13 protein-coding genes are annotated in these 18,801 nt (G+C 70.6%); 6 read left to right on the forward strand and 7 right to left on the reverse strand.

Features of this window, described 5'->3' with window-relative positions:
* The first annotated feature begins 14 nt into the window (after positions 1–14).
* Together pulA and ACWD04_RS15870 are read left to right on the forward strand one after the other, a co-directional pair.
* Positions 15–5,321: a pullulanase-type alpha-1,6-glucosidase gene (pulA, locus tag ACWD04_RS15865; RefSeq protein WP_451132162.1), complete on the forward strand. Its 5,307-nt coding sequence runs from the start codon at positions 15–17 to the stop codon at positions 5,319–5,321.
* 167 nt (positions 5,322–5,488) lie between these two features.
* On the forward strand, positions 5,489–5,839 hold the full coding sequence (locus ACWD04_RS15870) for a 5-carboxymethyl-2-hydroxymuconate Delta-isomerase (protein ID WP_451132164.1): 351 nt from the start codon (positions 5,489–5,491) through the stop codon (positions 5,837–5,839).
* A 117-nt stretch (positions 5,840–5,956) separates the two neighbouring features.
* Here ACWD04_RS15870 and ACWD04_RS15875 read toward each other — a convergent pair whose 3' ends face one another.
* The 6 genes from ACWD04_RS15875 to ACWD04_RS15900 all read right to left on the reverse strand — a co-directional run bounded on the left by ACWD04_RS15875 (position 5,957) and on the right by ACWD04_RS15900 (position 12,871).
* Complete coding sequence (locus ACWD04_RS15875; RefSeq protein WP_451132166.1) at positions 5,957–7,870, reverse strand: hypothetical protein; 1,914 nt, start codon at positions 7,868–7,870, stop codon at positions 5,957–5,959.
* Between the two features lie 197 nt (positions 7,871–8,067).
* Entirely contained in the window at positions 8,068–8,715 is a 648-nt protein-coding gene (locus ACWD04_RS15880; RefSeq protein ID WP_451132168.1) for a LuxR C-terminal-related transcriptional regulator, read from the reverse strand.
* Positions 8,700–9,965 carry a sensor histidine kinase gene (locus tag ACWD04_RS15885; protein ID WP_451132170.1) on the reverse strand — a complete coding sequence of 422 codons (1,266 nt, stop codon included), beginning with the start codon at positions 9,963–9,965 and terminating at the stop codon, positions 8,700–8,702. Before ACWD04_RS15885 ends, ACWD04_RS15880 begins: the two co-directional genes overlap by 16 nt.
* Positions 9,966–10,143: 178 nt before the next feature.
* Positions 10,144–10,773: a winged helix-turn-helix domain-containing protein gene (locus tag ACWD04_RS15890; protein WP_451132172.1), complete on the reverse strand. Its 630-nt coding sequence runs from the start codon at positions 10,771–10,773 to the stop codon at positions 10,144–10,146.
* 361 nt (positions 10,774–11,134) lie between these two features.
* On the reverse strand, positions 11,135–12,169 hold the full coding sequence (glnII, locus tag ACWD04_RS15895) for a glutamine synthetase (RefSeq protein ID WP_451132174.1): 1,035 nt from the start codon (positions 12,167–12,169) through the stop codon (positions 11,135–11,137).
* 342 nt (positions 12,170–12,511) lie between these two features.
* Positions 12,512–12,871 (reverse strand): arsenate reductase family protein, encoded by a 360-nt coding sequence (locus ACWD04_RS15900; protein ID WP_451132176.1) that lies wholly within the window; start codon positions 12,869–12,871, stop codon positions 12,512–12,514.
* Between the two features lie 119 nt (positions 12,872–12,990).
* On the opposite strand from ACWD04_RS15900, the gene ACWD04_RS15905 reads away from it, so the two are divergent.
* The 4 genes from ACWD04_RS15905 (at position 12,991) to ACWD04_RS15920 (ending at position 17,018) form a co-directional block, all read left to right on the forward strand.
* Complete coding sequence (locus ACWD04_RS15905) at positions 12,991–13,260, forward strand: hypothetical protein (protein ID WP_451132178.1); 270 nt, start codon at positions 12,991–12,993, stop codon at positions 13,258–13,260.
* A gap of 164 nt (positions 13,261–13,424) precedes the next feature.
* Complete coding sequence (locus ACWD04_RS15910) at positions 13,425–14,294, forward strand: HalD/BesD family halogenase (protein ID WP_451132180.1); 870 nt, start codon at positions 13,425–13,427, stop codon at positions 14,292–14,294.
* 53 nt (positions 14,295–14,347) lie between these two features.
* Complete coding sequence (locus ACWD04_RS15915; protein ID WP_451132182.1) at positions 14,348–15,154, forward strand: class I SAM-dependent methyltransferase; 807 nt, start codon at positions 14,348–14,350, stop codon at positions 15,152–15,154.
* Positions 15,155–15,206: 52 nt separating this feature from the next.
* Complete coding sequence (locus tag ACWD04_RS15920) at positions 15,207–17,018, forward strand: choline/carnitine O-acyltransferase (RefSeq protein WP_451132184.1); 1,812 nt, start codon at positions 15,207–15,209, stop codon at positions 17,016–17,018.
* A 244-nt stretch (positions 17,019–17,262) separates the two neighbouring features.
* On the opposite strand, the gene glnA is transcribed toward ACWD04_RS15920, so the two are convergent.
* Entirely contained in the window at positions 17,263–18,672 is a 1,410-nt protein-coding gene (gene glnA / locus ACWD04_RS15925; protein WP_307127376.1) for a type I glutamate--ammonia ligase, read from the reverse strand.
* Positions 18,673–18,801 lie beyond the last annotated feature (129 nt).

An 18,801-nucleotide genomic window follows, 5' to 3' on the forward strand; every position in this document is an offset into this window, starting at 1 on the left:
AGGAGTACCCGCCCGTGTCCCGAACCACCCTCCGGCGGGGAGCCGTCGCCGCACTGTGCGCGGCGCTGCTCCCCGTCGTACCGGCGGCCTCCGCGTCCGCCGCGCCCAGACCTCCGTCACCGCCCTCGGACGCGACACTCGCGAAGGAGCCGGCCCGGCACGACCTGACCCGTGAGCAGTTCTACTTCGTGCTGCCCGACCGGTTCGCGAACGGCGACACCTCCAACGACCGGGGCGGGCTCACCGGTTCGCGACTGGAGACCGGATACGACCCCACGGACAAGGGCTTCTACCAGGGCGGCGACCTCAAGGGACTCACCCAGCGGCTCGACTACATCAAGGAGCTCGGCACCACCGCGATCTGGCTCGCGCCGATCTTCAAGAACCGGCCCGTCCAGGGCACCGGGGACAACGCGTCGGCCGGCTACCACGGTTACTGGATCACCGACTTCACCCAGGTCGACCCGCACTTCGGGACCAACGCCGACCTCACGAAGCTGATCGACAAGGCCCACGGCAAGGGCATGAAGGTCTTCTTCGACGTCATCACCAACCACACCGCCGACACCGTCGACTACGCCGAGAAGAAGTACGGCTACAAGCCCAAGGGCGCCTTCCCGTACCTCGACGAGAACGGCCGCCCGTTCGACGACACCCGGGGCGTCGAGGAGGTGGACGCAGACTCCTTCCCGTACACCCCGCAGAACACGGGGAAGAAGGTCCCGGCCTGGCTCAACGACAGCACGATGTACCACAACAGGGGCGACTCGACCTACGCGGGCGAGTCCACCGAGTACGGCGACTTCTCCGGTCTCGACGACCTGTGGACCGAGCGTCCCGAGGTCGTGTCCGGCATGGAGAAGATCTACGAGAAGTGGGTCCGCGACTTCGACATCGACGGCTTCCGCATCGACACCGTCAAGCACGTCGACCTCGACTTCTGGACGCAGTGGGCCACGGCCCTCGACGACTACGCGGCAAAGCGCGGCCGCGACGACTTCTTCATGTTCGGCGAGATCTACTCCGCCGACACGGCGGTCACCTCGCCCTACGTCACGCGCGGCCGGCTCGACGCCACGCTGGACTTCCCCTTCCAGGAAGCCGCCCGGCAGTACGCCTCCCAGGGCGCCCCGGCCTCGAAGCTCGCCTCGGTCTACGGTGACGACTACCGCTACACCACCGACAAGGCCAACGCCTACGAGCAGGTGACCTTCCTCGGCAACCACGACATGGGCCGCATCGGCACCTTCCTGAAGCAGGACAACCCCGAGGCCGACGACGCCGAGCTCCTGGACCGAGCCCGCCTCGCCAACGAACTGATGTTCCTCGGCCGCGGCAATCCGGTGATCTACTACGGCGACGAGCAGGGCTACACCGGAGCGGGCGGCGACAAGGACTCCCGCCAGACGCTGTTCGCCTCGAGGACGGCCGACTACCTCGACGACGACCAGCTGGGCACCGACCGTACGCACGCCTCCGACGCGTACGACACGAAGCACCCGCTCTACCGCTCCATAGCCGCCCTCTCGAAGCTCACCCGGGAGCACCCGGCCCTGCGAGACGGCACCCAGACCGAGCGCTACGCCAAGGACTCCGTCCACGCCTTCTCGCGTACGGACACCAAGCGCCCGTACGAATACGTCGTCGCCACCAACAACGCCACCGAGGCGAAGACGGTCGAGATCGCCACCGAGTCGGCCGGCGTGAACTTCCGCACGCTGTACGGCGGTTCCGGCACCGTCCGGAGCGGCGCGGACAAGGCCGTCAAGGTCACCGTTCCCGCGCTGTCCAGCATCGTGCTCCGCGCCGACAAGCAGCTCGGTGCCCCGGCCACCAAGCCGTCCGTCACCCTGAAGGCCCCGGCAGCCGGAGCCACCGGCACCGTCGAGATCAGCGCCGACGTGGACGGCGGAGACCTGAACCGCGTCGTCTTCGCCGCGCAGACCGGCAACGGCAAGTGGGTCACGCTCGGCTCGGCCGACCACGCCCCCTACAGGGTCACCCAGCACGTGGACGAGTCGGTGAAGGCCGGGAGCGCGCTGCGCTACAAGGCCGTGGTCGTCGACCGCGCCGGACGCACCGCGAGCGCCCTCGCCTCCACGACCGCCGGCCTGGCCCCGCCCGCCCCGAAGCCCGTCGCCGTCGAACGCGACCACGCCGTCGTCCACTACAAGCGCGCGGACGGCGACTACGAGGGCTGGCAACTGAAGTTTGGTGACCGGAGCGCCGACTTCATCGGCCGGGACGCCTACGGCGCCTTCGCCTGGATCGACCTCGACGAGGGCGCCTCCTCGGTCCCGTACACCGTCGAGAAGAACGGCACCGCCGACGGTCCCGAGCGCACCGTCGACCTCGCGAGGACCGGCCAGGTCTGGATCGAGCAGGGCAAGGACGAGCAGGCGACCGAGGCTCCCGAATCCGCGCCGCAGGACACGTCGAAGGCTGTTCTGCACTACCACCGTGCCGACGGCGACTACGACGGCTGGGGCCTGCACACCTGGACGGGTGCCGCCGCCCCCACGGACTGGGCCAAGCCGCTGCAGCCCGTGAAGACCGACGCCTACGGAGTCACTTTCGAGGTCCCGCTCACCGACGGCGCCACCTCGCTCAGCTACATCCTCCACAGGGGCGACGAGAAGGACCTCCCCGGCGACCAGTCCCTCGACATCGCCTCGCACGGCCACGAGGTCTGGATGCTCGGCGGGAAGTCCGGCTACCTGCTGCCGCAGGCCGGCGGCGTGCCCACACCCGACCTCACCAAGGCCGAGGCCCAGTGGATCGACGCGGACACCGTCGTCTGGAAGGTGAAGGCCACCGACGCCACCAGCCAGCAGCTCGTGTACGCGAAGGACGGCGGCATCTCCGTCGTCGACGGCGCCCTCTCCGACGAGGGCCGGTGGCTCCGGCTCGGCGCCACCGAGCTCACCGACGCGCAGAAGGCGAAGTACCCGCACCTCAAGGACTATCCGGCGTTCACCGTCGACACCCGCGACCGGGACAGGGTCCGTGAGTCGCTGCGCGGCCAGCTGATCGCCACCCAGCGCGCCGCCAACGGCGCCCTGCTCGCCGCCACCGGCGTACAGACCGCGGGTGTACTGGACGAGCTGTACGGTAAGGCCGCGAGCGGCGCCGCCCTCGGGCCCGTCTTCCGCAAGGGCAGCCCGACGCTCTCCGTCTGGGCGCCCACCGCCCGTACGGTCGCGCTCGAACTCGACGGGAAGACCGTCCCGATGCGCCGCGACGACCGCACCGGGGTCTGGTCCGTCACCGGGAAGAAGAGCTGGAACGGCAAGCCCTACCGGTACGCCGTGGACGTCTGGGCGCCCACCGTCCGGAGGATGGTCACCAACAAGGTCACCGACCCCTACTCCACCGCCCTGACCGCCGACTCCGCCCGCAGCCTCGCCGTCGACCTCGACGACCCGAAGCTGGCCCCGCGCGGCTGGTCCGGGCTGAAGAAGCCCGCCGCGACCCCGCTGCGGGACGCCCAGATCCAGGAGCTGCACGTCCGCGACTTCTCGATCACGGACACGACGGCGAAGCACCCCGGCGAGTACCTCGCCTTCACCGACACCCGCTCCGACGGGATGAAGCACCTCAAGAAGCTCGCGGACTCCGGCACCAGCTATGTGCACCTGCTGCCGGCCTTCGACATCGGGACGATCCCCGAGAAGAAGTCCGACCGGCAGCAGCCCGCCTGCGACCTTTCCTCCTACGCCCCCGACTCCGAGAAACAGCAGGCCTGCGTCACCGAGGCCGCCGCGAAGGACGCCTTCAACTGGGGCTACGACCCCCTGCACTACACGGTCCCCGAAGGCAGTTACGCCTCCGACCCCGACGGCACGAAGCGCACCGTCGAATTCCGGCAGATGGTGCAGGGGCTCAACGGCGCCGGACTGCGGACCGTCATGGACGTCGTCTACAACCACACCGTCGCCTCCGGCCAGGACGACAAGTCCGTCCTCGACAGGATCGTGCCCGGCTACTACCAGCGGCTCCTGGAGGACGGCACCGTCGCCACCTCGACCTGCTGCGCCAACACCGCGCCCGAGAACACCATGATGGGCAAGCTCGTCGTGGACTCGATCGTCACCTGGGCCAAGGAGTACAAGGTCGACGGCTTCCGCTTCGACCTGATGGGACACCACCCCAAGGCCAACGTCCTCGCTGTCCGCGAAGCCCTTGACGAGCTGACCGTCGCCAAGGACGGCGTCGACGGCAAGAAGATCATCCTGTACGGCGAGGGCTGGAACTTCGGTGAGATCGCCGACGACGCCCGCTTCGTGCAGGCCACCCAGAAGAACATGGCCGGCACCGGCGTCGCCACCTTCTCCGACCGGGCCCGCGACGCCGTGCGCGGCGGCGGCCCCTTCGACGAGGACCCCGGCGTCCAGGGCTTCGCCTCCGGCCTCTACACCGACCCCAACACCTCCTCAGCCAACGGCACCGAGACCGAACAGAAGGCCCGGCTGCTCCACTACCAGGACCTGATCAAGGTCGGCCTCACCGGCAACCTCGCCGACTACACCTTCACCGACACCCAGGGCCGTACGGTCAAGGGCTCGGCCGTCGACTACAACGGGGCCCCCGCCGGATACGCGGCGGCGCCCGGTGACGCCCTCGCCTACGCCGACGCCCACGACAACGAAACCCTCTACGACGCCCTCGCCTTCAAGCTCCCGGCGGACACCACGGCAGCCGACCGGGCCCGCATGCAGGTCGTGGCGATGGCGACCGCCGTGCTCTCGCAGGGACCGGCGCTCTCCCAGGCCGGTACCGACCTGCTGCGCTCCAAGTCGCTGGACCGCAACTCCTACGACAGCGGCGACTGGTTCAACGCGCTGCACTGGGACTGCCGCAAGGGCAACGGCTTCGGACGCGGGCTGCCGCCGGCCGCCGACAACCAGGACAAGTGGTCCTACGGAAAGCCGCTGCTGACCTCCGCCGCACTCAGGCCCGGATGCGAGCAGATGACGGGCGCGTCCGCCGCGTACCAGGACCTGCTCACGATCCGCTCCACCGAGAAGGACTTCGGCCTCGCCACCGCCGAGCAGGTGCAGGACACCCTGTCCTTCCCGCTCTCCGGCAAGGAGGAGACCCCCGGGGTGATCACGATGCGCCTGGGCGAGCTGGTCGTCGTCATGAACGCCACCCCCGGTACGCAGAGCCAGGACGTCGCCGACCTGGCAGGGAAGGCGTACGCCCTCCACCCCGTCCAGGCGGCGGGCGCGGATGACGCGGTCAAGAAGTCCTCGTACGAGGGGAAGACGGGCAGCTTCACCGTGCCGGGACGCACGGTCGCCGTGTTCTCCCAGCGCTGACGCCCAACCGCACCGGCCGGCCCCGGCTCCCGCCCTCGCGGCGGAAGCCGGGGCCGGCTGCGGTGAGACTCCCTTGTGCGGGCGCCGCGATCACGCGAAGCTGAAGCCGTACACGTGCGTGCACGGCGTACACGTATACGTACCGCACTCGCCACCAGGAGCGCTTGATGCCGCAGATCACCGTCGACTACTCCGCCGAGCTCGACGACAGCTTCGACCGCCGCGGCTTCGCGCTCGCCCTGCACCCGCTCGTCGCCGAGACCGTGTCCACCAAAGTCCCCGCCTGCAAGACCCGGTTCCGCCGGGCCGAGGACTCCGTCGTCGGTGACGCCGCGACGGGCGACTCGATCGTGAACGTCTCGATCGCGATGCTGCCCGGCCGGACTCCCGAGATCAAGGCGCAGCTGACCGAAGCTGTACTGGAGCTGCTCGCCGGACACCTGAAGCCCGTCGACGGTCTCACCGTCCATGCCTCGGCCGAGGTCCGGGACCTGGACGCGTCCTACCGGAAGAACTGAGACTGCCGCTGACCGGGCCGGTGCGGCGGGAGCCAGGACCGTGAGCCGAACAGCCTGACGGGCGGGACACATGGCCTTCGTCCCGCCCGCCCGTTCCCCTTGCTCGGTGCCGGAGGCTCAGTGGAGTGCGCCCGCCCGGCCGCCGTTCGTCAGCAGCCCGTCGAGCCGGGGCCGGTCGCCCTTCCTGGCCGGAAGTGCCAGCAGCCGCCCGTCCGCCCGGCCCCGCACACCTCCGGTCGCGGTCAGGGACCTGAACTGCTGTGAGCCCGCCGCCAGTACGTACCACCGCCCGCCGTCCGACTTCCACAGCACACCCGCCAGTACGCGGGGCATACGCGTCCCGCACGCCGGCGAGTCCTCGGCGCGCGCCGCCACCGCCCCGGGCGGTCTGCTCCCCGGCGGCTGCGCGGACGGGGCCTGGAACTGGGCGAGCACCCGGCTCCCGGTGCCCCGCCAGGTCTCCGCCCGGGTGCACAGCCACTGGGCCGCGCCGTTCCCCTCGGGCAGCGGCTGTGTGGCGTACGCCCAGGAGTTCACCGACCGCACACCGCCGGACCGCACCGCCGGCAGCAGGCACGCGGTCCGCGCCCAGCTCTCCCGCTCGGCCCGGCCCGACACGTCGTGCGGAGCGGACGGCGCACCGGAGGTGAGGCGTACGGGAGTGAGCTCACCGAGATCCGTCAGCAGGCGCGCCGCGGTGCCGTCCCGCAGCTGCAGGGCCTGCCAGGAGCGGCAGTCGCCCTCGGCCCCCGGCCCCGTCAACGGGTCCGTCACCCCGTAACGGTCGCGGGGCAACGGCCGGGCCGCCGCGTGCGGTGCGAGCAGGTCCCGCAGGCCGGCCTCCCGCACCCAGGGCGCGGTCAGATAGCGGATCCGGCCGGCACGGCGCTCCACCACCAGCGCGCTCGCCGCCGCCTCGTCCGCGCCGTCCACCCGGGCGAAGTCCAGCGCGGCGCCCCTGGACGGATCGGCGTTGCGCGGCTCGGCGTAGCGCACGACCCGCAGCCCGTCGTGGAACAGCACCACGGCCGCGACGCCGACCTCGCCCGCGTACAGCAGCTGCGGCGGTCCCATCGGTGGGCCGTCGGGCGTCCCGGGCGTCGCCGACACGGCCACTGCGGCTCCGGGCCGCGCCCACGAGGCGAGGGCGCGGCCCAGCAGGCGGGTGTCACCGCTCCGGTCACCCCGTGTGGGCCAGACGGTGAAGTCCCTGCGCGTGGAGCGCCGCCAGAGGCCGTCCGGCACACGGCCCAACGTGGCCGGATCCAGGGCCTGCTGGGCGGTGCGGTGGCGTGAGTAGAGCGGCGCGGAGGCGGCGGTCGGACCGCCCAGGCCGTCGCCCGGCATCAGCAGCAGCGTGCCGCAGACCAGCAGCGCGCCGGCGCCGGCCAGGAGGGTACGCCCGCGCCGCCGACGGCGCACCGGATCGGTCGGCCTGACCTGCAGGGAGCACGGGTCGAACTCCGGTGAGGCCAGCAGCGAGTGGGGCGCGGTGAGCGCGTCGGCCTCCAGCAGCGCCGCCCGGGGGTCGGCGACGCCCGCCGCGTCGAGAATCCGGCCCACCTCGGCGTCGTCGAGCCCTTCGAGTCCGCGCAGCACATGCGCGGCCCGGCCGGGCCCAGACACCTCGGCCAGGGCCTGCTCCAGAGCCAGACCCTCCGCGCCGCAGGAGTGCGGAAACAGGCGCAGCCCCCACACCTGCGGCACCAGCGGCGGGAACTGGGCCCGCCGAGGCCGGGCGAACCGGAACAGGGGAAGCCTCGAATCCAGTGCGGAACGCAGCACCCGGAGCCGCACGTGCGCGTAGGCCCGCCCCGGATCCGCTCCCTGCCCGCCGGCCAGGGCCCGCTGGGCCAGCCAGTGGGCCGACAGCACCCGCCGGTTACGACCGAGCGAGGGCGCCAGCACGAGATACGCGATCCGCGCCAGCCGGGCGTAGTGATCGGCGGGCGCGGTCTCGGCCCGCTCCCCGCCGGCCTGCTCCGCGTACGGGCGGCCGGCGGACGACGGTACTGCTCGCAGTGGGGGCATATTCAGCTGAACGAGCGAATGGTGCGATGGTCACTCCGGCGCGCACGCCCCGGGCCGGGTTGCGCGATGTCTTCGCGCGAGCCGGGAACGCCTCTCCGTCCCGTGACCGGCAGCCCCGCCCGTCGGGCAGGTGGGGAAAACCTTGAGGACGGACTGCACCGGCACGGCGTCCACAGGCTGCTTCCCCAGGCCGGCGGTCAGCCCCGGTCGAGGTAGGCGAGGACCGCGAGCACGCGGCGGTTGTCGTCGTCCGACACGGGCAGTCCGAGCTTGCTGAAGATGTTCGAGGTGTGCTTGGCCACCGCCCGCTCCGTGACCACCAACTGCGCGGCGATCGCCCCGTTCGAACGGCCCTGCGCCATCAGCTCCATGACCTCGCGCTCCCGCGGTGTCAGGCTGCCCATCGGCTCGTCCGCCGAGCGCCGTGACAGCAGCTGCGAAATGACCTGCGGATCCATCGCCGTACCGCCGGCGGCGACCCGGCGTACCGCGTCGATGAACTGGCCGGCGTCGAACACCCGGTCCTTCAGCAGGTAGCCGATGCCGCCGTTGCCGTCGGCCAGCAGCTCGCGGGCGTACAACTGCTCCACGTGCTGCGACAGGACGAGCACCGGCAGCCCGGGACGGTTGCGGCGGGCGGCCAGCGCGCACTGCAGGCCCTCGTCCGTGTGGGACGGCGGAAGCCGGACATCGACGACGGCGACGTCCGGCTTCAAGTCGGCGAGTGCCCTGGTCAGTTCGGGCCCGGTCTCGACGGCTGCCGCGATCTCGAAGTCGTAGGCTTCGAGCATGCGTACGAGGCCGTCGCGGAGCAGGAAGAGATCTTCGGCTAGGACAACGCGCAAGGGATCTCCATGGTCACCATCGTGGGACCGCCCGCAGGACTGCTGACGGCCAGTACGCCGTCGAATGTACCCAGTCGGCGTTCGATCCCGCTCAGCCCCGAGCCGGCTCCGACTATCGCGCCGCCCTTGCCGTTGTCCGTGACGGAGACCCGCAGCATGCCCTCGGCGTGGTGCAGGTCCACCCAGATGCGATCGGCTCCCGCGTGCTTCACCACGTTCGTCAGGGCCTCGCTGACGGCGAAGTACGCCGCCGACTCGACCGGAGCATCAGTGCGGCCGGGGAGCTCCACGGTCACCTCCGGCTCGATCGGCATCCGCAGGGCCAGCGCCCTCACCGCGTCGCCGAGGCCGCGTTCGGCGAGCACCGGCGGATGGATGCCCCGTACGAGGTCACGCAGCTCGGTGAGGGCCTCGGCGGAGGACGCACGGGCCATCGCCAGGAGCTTCTTCGCCTGCGCGGGGTCCTTCTCGACCAGTGCCTCGATGGTGCCCAGGTTCATGCCCATCGCGACCAGCCGGGCCTGCGCCCCGTCGTGCAGATCCCGCTCGATGCGCCGCAGTTCGGACGCCGCCGTGTCCACGGCCTCGTGGCGGGTCTCGGTGAGCCGGTCGATGCGCTGCGCGAGTTCCTCCTGGGTGGGCGACAGCGCCGACCGGGCGAGCACGAAGTGCAGCCGCAGCAGCGGCTTGGCGGCCCACACCCCGGCGACGAAGAGCACGACGCCGAGCCCCGCGGCGGCCAGGCCCGTGGCCTGACTGCTGACCGGCACGAAGCCGTAAAAGTAAGTGCTGTCCTCGAACACCCGCCACAGTCCTGCCGCCAGGACGAACCCCTCCAGCGGGTAGACCAGCAGCCCGAAGGCGAGGACCAACAGCACGAACCCCGCCGTCATGTCGAGCAGCAGCCACCGCAGGTACCGCCAGGTCGCCGCGTCCTTCAGCAGCAGCGTGGTGCGCTCGACCTGCCCGGTGAACCCGGTGCGCACATCCTTCGGGAACGGCCGGTGGAGGGCCGGGACGCGGACGTCCGACCAGGACCCCGCGAGCAGCCGGCGCTGATCGGCGTGCTTGCGCACCGCTTCCACGACCCATGGGGTGGTGACCAGACCGACGCCCAGCAGGATGAAGGTGATCGAGAGAACCGACAGGACGAAGAGGGTGACCGAGCCCGCGATGCACGCGAAGGAGAGGACGAACGCCCGCCCACCGGTCAGCAGCGCGGTCCGTACCCGGCTCATGGCCGCATTCATGTCGGTGTCTCCCCTCGCCGGGCCCCACGTCGGACCCCGTTCGGCACAGTCTCGCCTGTACACAGGGGGCGCCGTCAGCCGTTCCGGCACCCGACGGCGGTGTACCTGGCACCACCATCGGAACGGCGGGAGGCCCCAGGGGGCGGAGCTCCCGGGGCCTCCCGCACGAGCGGTGCGATCAGGGCGCGTACTTGTAGCCCACGCGCCGCACGGTCTGGATCGACCGGCGGTGCTCCGCGCCCAGCTTCCGTCGCAGCCGGGCCACGTGGACGTCGACGGTTCGCCCGTCGCCCACATGCCCGTAACCCCAGACCGTCGTCACCAGCTGATCGCGGGTGTGAACCCGGTGCGGGTGCGCGACCAGGTGTGCCAGCAGCTCGAACTCGAGGTAGGTCAGGTCGAGGGGGACACCGTCCACGGCGGCGGTGCGTTGGGAGGAGTCGATCTGCACGGGCCCGCCCGCCGGGGCGCCGGTCACCGGCTCCGGCACGAACCCCTGGTGCCGGTCGGCGGCGAAGGATCCGGCCGGACCAGGCTGCTGGTCGGCGGGCACGAGGACCAGGTAGCCGACCATCGGCGGCCGGCCCGGCAGCGCGGGCAGCGTGTGCTCGGGCGCGGGAAACCAGGTGGCGCCCGGCGGGAGGAAGCCGGCCGCATCGGCGAGAGCGACGACCTCGTCACGGTCGACGGAACGCAGCCGGGGGCGGTTCGGGGACAGGGCGGTGCGGGCGGGGGTGGTGGCCGCAGCGGACACCGCGGACGCCGCGGTGACGGCGGACGCGGTGGAGAGGGTACGAGTGTTCGCCATGAGGGTCAGCTCTTTCGCGCGAGGAGTCGTCGAGAAGTGATCGAGGACGTACGTCGTGCGCGCGGGCCGAAGGCCGGAATGAGGCGGCTTTAGAGGGCCTGCGCGTTCCACGCGCGGCAACACACCCGGTCGAAGTCATGATGCTGACGAGAGGGCCAGAACGGCTCGAGGTCGCTGCGACCCGACGCGGTGTACCTGAAGCTGGCCATGACCCCATTGAAGCAGAGATCGGCGCCGCACAGCAGGGTTCTCTCACCTGTCGGTACGGACCGCTGTGTGAGGTACCTCAATATCCCCCCGCACCGTCCGGGCATGCCGAAGGGGCGCCCGCGAACGGACGCCCCTTCCAGCCGGTGACGGATCAGACCTGGCCGGCCTTCTCCAGCGCGGTGCAGCAGGTGTCGACGATCAGCCGCGTGACGACGTACGGATCGACGTTGGCGTTCGGGCGACGGTCCTCGATGTAGCCCTTCTGGTCCTGCTCGACCTGCCACGGGATACGGACCGAGGCACCGCGGTTGGATACGCCGTAGCTGTACTCGTTCCACGGGGCGGTCTCGTGCAGACCGGTGAGACGGTCGTCGATGCCCGCGCCGTAGTTCTTGACGTGGTCCATCGGCTTCGAGCCCTCACCGAGCGACTCGGCCGCGGTGATGATCGCCTCGTAGCCCTCGCGCATCGCCTTCGTGGAGAAGTTGGTGTGCGCACCCGCGCCGTTCCAGTCGCCCTTGACCGGCTTCGGGTCCAGCGTCGCGGAGACGTTGAAGTCCTCGGCGGTGCGGTACAGCAGCCAGCGCGCGATCCACAGGTGGTCGGAGACCTCCAGCGGGGAGACCGGTCCGACCTGGAATTCCCACTGGCCGGGCATGACCTCGGCGTTGATGCCGGATATGGCCAGACCCGCCTTCAGACAGTTGTCGAGGTGCTTCTCGACGATGTCGCGGCCGAAGATCTCGTCCGATCCCACACCGCAGTAGTAGCCGCCCTGCGCGGCCGGGAAGCCGCCCTCGGGGAAGCCGAGCGGACGGTGACCGTCGAAGAAGGTGTACTCCTGCTCGATGCCGAAGATCGGCTCCTGGCCCGCGAACTGCTCGGCGACCGGACGCAGCGAGGCGCGGGTGTTGGACTCGTGCGGAGTCATGTCGATGTGGAAGACCTCGCACAGCACCAGGATGTCGTCACCGCCGCGGATCGGGTCCGGACACGCGAAGACCGGCTTCAGCACCCGGTCGGAGGCGTGGCCCTCGGCCTGGTTGGTGCTCGAACCGTCGAAGCCCCAGATGGGCAGATCCGCCACGTCCTGCGAGGGGCTCCCCGACATGATCTTCGTCTTGGAACGGAGCTTGGCGGTCGGCTCGGTGCCGTCGATCCAGATGTACTCAGCCTTGAACGTCACGGACGCCATCCTTTGCGGGTGCTGCGGTCTGTGGTGCGCAGCTTCGCAAGGCGCGATTTCCCGGCCGTTGCCCGAATGTGAACCGCGTGTTACCGAGGTTTCCCCAGGGTGTCGCACGGCAGTTCTCCGCCGCCCCGGGGCGTCTCACCCTGCGGCGTACTGGATACGTTCCGCGCCGCCCGCCCGGGCCCGGGCAGGCGGGCGGCATGAGCACACGCCGCATCCGCCGGACCGCTGCGGGCCGGGCTCGTCGGGGCGAAGACCGGACGGCGGGAACCCTGAGCGGCCCGCGTGCGCCCCGCCTCCCGGCCGGCGGTCCTCACTCGGCGACGGCCGCCGTGCTCACCGCCCCAACGCGTCGCGTACCGCCTCGTCCGACCGCGCCACGACGGCCGTCCCGTCCTGCGCGGTGATGATCGGGCGCTGGATCAGCTTCGGGTGATCCGCCAGCGCCGTGATCCACCGCTCGCGCGACGCGGCGTCCTTCGGCCAGTCCTTGAGACCGAGTTCCCCTGCCTCCGCCTCCTGGGTCCGCGTGATGTCCCACGGCTCCAGCCCGAGACGGCCGAGCACGGCCCGGATCTCCTCGGACGACGGCACGTCCTCCAGGTAGCGGCGGACGGTGTAGTCGGCGCCCTCCGCGTCGAGCAGACTCACCGCGCTGCGGCATTTGGAACAGGCGGGATTGATCCAGATCTCCATGGGGCCCAGGATACGGGAGGGATCCTCGAAAAGGCCTCTGGCCAGGGGCGATTGTCAGTGGTGGGCAGTAAAATAGAGGGAGTTCGTGAGGGTTCCACCACTGTGCCAGGAGGTTGCCGATGGCCGTTGCCACAGCCACGACCGAGCCGCTCCACAAGCCCCTGCGGAAGAAGCGCCTGCCCGCGGGCCGGCCCCGCGAGTGGTACGTCTCCCACAACCGCCGCCTGAAGGCCATGCGCCTGGCGATCGCCCTGCTCGACGCAGGCGTGTACCAGCCGTCGAGCGCCCGCAACGCCCGGATCCGCGCAGCGGCGGACCGCCTCGCCATCCACCCGCCGTCCGACACCACCTGCCGCATGGTCCGTGCCCTGATCCGCGACGGCCGCTGACCCCGGCTTGCCTGTGCCCCCGGAAGTCCGGGGGCACAGGTGTGGTTCCGCCTGCCCGCGCGTCAGGAAGTGTGACGAGTCACAGACAACGCAGCGGAGGCTGTGGGAACTTCAACTCTGTTACTCCTCAGTTGAGTTGCCGACGTGCGAGTGGAGAGGGTCGAATGAGCACTCTGCAAGCCATCACGCTCGACCAGGTGGTCGACACGGACCAGTACCCCCTGTCGCACCCCGAAGGCGCCGAAACCCGCGCCGTGGTGACGCGGGCGAGGCGCGAACTGGCCGAAGCGGGCTGCACCGTACTGCCGGACTTCATCCGGCCCTCGCACCACGAGACGCTGCGACAGGAGTGCGCCGCCCTCGCCCCGCAGGCGTACTTCGACGTCGAGACGGTCAACGTCTACAACACCGACGTGGACGCGAACCTGCCCGAGCACCACCCCGGCCGGCGCACCTTCGAGCGCGGCAACGCGTTCGTCGCCCGCGACCGCATCCCCGGGGACTCCCTCATCGGCAGGCTGTACGCCCACGAGTCCTTCCAACGACTCGTCGCCGACTGCTTCGGGCTGCCGCACCTGTACGAGCTCGCCGACCCCCTCTCCGGGCTCGTGCTCAACGTCGTACGGCCGGGCATGGAACACCCCTGGCACTTCGACACCAACGAGTACACGGTCAGCATGCTGACCCAGGAGGCGCGGGAGGGCGGCTCCTTCGAGTACTGCCCGAACATCAGGTCCGCCACCGACGAGCACTTCGACGACGTCCGGGACGTCCTGGACGGCCGCGGCGCACGGAAGCCGGAGCGCCTGCCCCTGCGCCCGGGCGACCTGCAGCTGTTCAAGGGCCGCTACTCGCTGCACCGGGTCAGCCCCGTTCGGGGCGACCGCGCACGCCACAGCGCGATCTTCGCCTACAGCGAGCGCCCCGGCGTCATAGGGAGCGTGGCGCGTACCCGACAGCTCTTCGGCCGCGTACTGCCCGAACACCTGGCCGCGGGAAGCCGGGCGGTACGGGGCGACCAGCTGCTGGACTGAGACGACGGCGAACGGTTCCAGGCACTGCCACGCGCCCCACCGAGGAGAAGCCCTTGCGTCTCGACGCGTCCGGAAAAGTCTCGCTGGACCACATCTACACCGCGCCCGACCCCCGCACGTACTTCCAGGTGCTCCGCCCGCTCGGCTACTGCGTCCCCCAACTCGCCAAGCCCCACTTCGACGAGATCCTCGAGGAGTACCGGGAGGCCGAACAGGTGGCCGTGCCCCGGGTGCTGGACATCGGCTGTTCGTACGGGATCAACGCCGCTCTGCTCAAGTACGACATCACGATGGACGAGCTGTACGCCCGCTACGACGGCAGCGGCCCCGGCACCCGTGCCGCGCTGCTGGAGCGGGACCGGGACCTCTCCCGCTCCCGGCGCCCGGCGCGCACCCTGCGCTTCACCGGCCTGGACGCCTCCGCCAACGCCCTGGCCTACGCACACGAAGCGGGATTCCTCGACGACACCGTCAACGCCGACCTCGAGACGAACGACCCCACCCCCGCGCAGCGCGCCCGGCTCGCCGGGACGGACCTGGTGATGTCGACGGGCTGCATCGGCTACGTCACCGAGCGCACCCTCACCCGCGTCGTCCGCGCGCAGGACGGCCGCCTCCCCTGGATGGCGCACTTCGTGCTGCGGATGTTCCCCTTCGGACCCGTCGAGGACGCCCTGGAAGAGCTGGGCTACCGGACGGTCCGGGCCGACGGGGTCTTCAAGCAGCGGCGGTTCGCAGGCCCGGAGGAACAGCGAGGCGTCCTCGACAGCCTGGCCGCGGCCGACGTGGACGCGAGCGGTCTGGAGGAGGACGGCTGGCTCTACGCTCAGCTCTACCTCTCCAGGCCGCAGCACCGGTAGACCACAGCACCGGTAGACCACCCCACCCCCACTCACCGAGAAGAGAGCCGCATTGAACGTCAGCCAGGAAGCAGCAGCCGGCACGACCTTCGCCCGTGAAGGCAGCCTTCCGCGCGTGCCGCTGCCCACGCTCGAGGCGAGCTGCGAGAGGTTCCTCGCCTGGTGCGCCCCTCTGCTGACCGCCGAGGAGCGGGCGGCGACGGAGGCCGAGGTCACCGCCTTCCTGCGGCCCGGTGGCCCCGGGCGGACCCTGCACGCGGCGCTGGAGGAGTACGACGGGACGGAGGGCGTGCACAGCTGGCTCGACACCTTCTGGCCGTACCGCTACCTCGGCCGCCGGGACCGCATCGCGCTCAACGCCAACTTCTTCTTCCTGTTCCAGGACACCGGCCAGGGGCAGCTCGAACGGGCGGCCGGGCTCGTCGCGGGGGCGCTCCACTACAAGCGACAGCTCGACGAAGGGCTGATCGCGCCGGTGGAGCAGCGCGGCGTGCCCCAGTCGATGGTGCAGAACACGTACCTCTTCTCCACGACACGGATTCCCGGGGTGCCGCTGGACACCGTGCGCGCCCCCTACAGCGAGCAGGCGCCCGGGCCGTCGACGGCCCGGCACATCGTGGTGTTCTTCCGGGGCACGATGTTCCGGCTGGACGTGCTCGGCCCCGACGGCGTCCCGCACGGTCTCGACGAGATCGAGGCCGGCCTGCGTGCTGTCACCAAGGCCGACGCCCACACGGCCGAGGAGGACCGGGCCGGTCACCTCACCACCATGGCGCGGGCGGAATGGGCGGCCACCCGGGCGTCCCTCGTCGAAGGCCACCCCGGCAACGCCCGGACGCTGGACGACATCGAGACCGCCCTCTTCTGCGTGTGCCTGGAGGACTTCGCGCCCGAGGACACCCAGACCGCGTGCGACGAGCTGCTGCGCGGAGACCGCGGCAACCGCTGGTTCGACAAGGCCGTCTCCTTCGTCGTCTTCGCGGACGGCCGGGCCGGCATCAACGTCGAGCACTGCGAGCTGGACGGGACGACCATCCTCAGCTTCACCGACGCCCTGCTCGGCACCCCGCCGGACGAGCACTCCCGCCGGTCCGGCGCACGGCAGCAAGGCGTGCCGGTCCCGCACCCGCTCACCTTCGAGCTGGACGAGCCCCTGCGGGCCCAGGTGCGCACCGCCGCCGAGGCGTTCGCGGCGTACGGGAACGACACCGCCACCCGCACCGTGTCGTTCGGCGACTTCGGCAGCACCGCCGCCAAAGCGCTCGGAGTGTCCCCGGACGCCTTCGTCCAGGCCGCCTACCAGCTGGCCCACCAGCGCGCCAAGGGCCACCTGGGAGCGACGTACGAGTCGATCGCCACCCGCCAGTTCCGTCACGGCCGCACCGAGGCGATGCGGGTCGTCACCCCCGAGATGCCCGTCTTCGTCACGGCGATGGACGACCCGGCGGCCGACCGCGACACCCGCCGGGCCGCGTTCCGGGCCGCCGCGGGGGCCCATGTGGCACGGGCGAAAGAATGCCAGGCGGGCGAGGCCCCCGAGCAGCACCTCTGGGAACTGGAACTGATCCAGCGCCGCCGAGGCGACGAACTCGGCGTGCGCGAGCAGCCCGCCCTGTACCGCTCCCCGGGCTGGATCACCATGCGGGACGACTACCTGAGCACGAGCTCGGCGCCGTCCGAGAACATCCAGTACTTCGGCTTCGGCTCCACGAGCAGCCGCTGTATCGGCGTCGCCTACGTCCTGCTGCCGGACCGCTTCAACCTCTACCTGAGCACCCCGCTCGCGGTGGCCGACCAGATGCACGCCTTCGCGGAACGGCTCCGCGAGGCGGTGGCGGAGCTGCGCGATCTGCTGACGGACTGACCTGATGTGCGGGGGAGGGGACGCCCGGTGAGGACCCCCTCCCCTCACCTCATCCGGCCTTGCGCGCTCTCACCGCCATGACGACCGGCGTAGGGGCTCCGTGCTCGGCGAACCGCTCGAGCGTCAGCCCCGCGTCGAGGAAGCCGTGGTCGGACCTGACGACGGATCCGGCCGGGCACGCCGAAGGGCCGCCGTGCGGGACGGCGGCCCTTCGGCTGCTGGGGAGCTCGGGCTCCCGGACCGGCTAGAGGTCGAAGTACAGCTCGAACTCGTGCGGGTGCGGCCGCAGCTGGATCGGCGCGATCTCGTTGGTGCGCTTGTAGTCGATCCACGTCTCGATCAGGTCCGGCGTGAAGACGCCGCCGGCCTGGAGGTACTCGTGGTCCTGCTCCAGGGCCTCGAGAACCGCCGGGAGCGAGGTCGGGACCTGCTGGACGCCCGCGTGCTCCTCGGGGGCCAGTTCGTAGAGGTCCTTGTCGATCGGCTCCGGGGGCTCGATCTTGTTCTTCACACCGTCCAGGCCGGCCATCAGCAGGGCCGAGAACGCCAGGTACGGGTTCGAGGACGGGTCGGGGGCGCGGAACTCGACGCGCTTGGCCTTCGGGTTGGACCCCGTGATCGGGATACGCATCGCGGCGGAGCGGTTGCGCTGCGAGTACACCATGTTGACCGGGGCCTCGAAGCCGGGGACCAGTCGGTGGTAGGAGTTCACCGTCGGGTTGGTGAAGGCCAGCAGCGACGGGGCGTGCTTGAGGATGCCGCCGATGTAGTAGCGGGCCATGTCCGAGAGGCCCGCGTAGCCCTGCTCGTCGTAGAAGAGCGGCGTGCCACCCTGCCACAGCGACTGGTGGACGTGCATGCCCGAGCCGTTGTCGCCGAAGATCGGCTTCGGCATGAAGGTCGCGGTCTTGCCGTTGCGCCAGGCGACGTTCTTCACGATGTACTTGAAGAGCATCAGGTCGTCGGCCGCGGCGAGCAGCGTGTTGAACTTGTAGTTGATCTCGGCCTGGCCGGCGGTGCCGACCTCGTGGTGCTGGCGCTCGACCTGGAGGCCGTTCTTGTCCAGCTCCATGGAGATCTCGGCACGCAGGTCGGCGAAGTGGTCGACCGGCGGGGTCGGGAAGTAGCCGCCCTTGTAGCGGACCTTGTAACCACGGTTGTTCTCGACCGCACCGGTGTTCCAGGCGCCGGCCTCGGAGTCGATGTGGTAGAAGCTCTCGTTCGCCGACGTCTGGAAGCGGACGTTGTCGAAGACGTAGAACTCCGCCTCGGGGCCGAAGTACGCGGTGTCGGCGACGCCGGTCGAGGCGAGGTAGGCCTCGGCCTTCTTCGCCACGTTCCGCGGGTCACGGCTGTACTGCTCGCCGGTGATCGGGTCGTGGATGAAGAAGTTGACGTTCACCGTCTTGTCGCGGCGGAAGGGGTCGACCCGGGCCGTCGACAGGTCGGCGCGGAGCGCCATGTCGGACTCGTGGATGGCCTGGAAGCCGCGGATCGAGGATCCGTCGAAAGCCAGTTCCTCGGCCGGGTCGAAGGTCGCTGCCGGAATCGTGAAGTGCTGCATCACGCCCGGCAGGTCGCAGAACCGGACGTCGATGAACTTGACGTCGTTGTCGGCGATGTACTTCTGGACTTCGTCGGCGTTCTGGAACATCCAACTCCTCCTACTCCCGACCCGGGAAAGGGCGGGGTTGCAGCTCGTCTGTGTGGCCAGTGCGGTGGCACACGCTGGCCCCGACCATAGGTAGCCAGGATTTCTCCAGCATGACCCATTTGTTTCGCT

Source organism: Streptomyces sp. NPDC002911 (genome assembly GCF_053591835.1).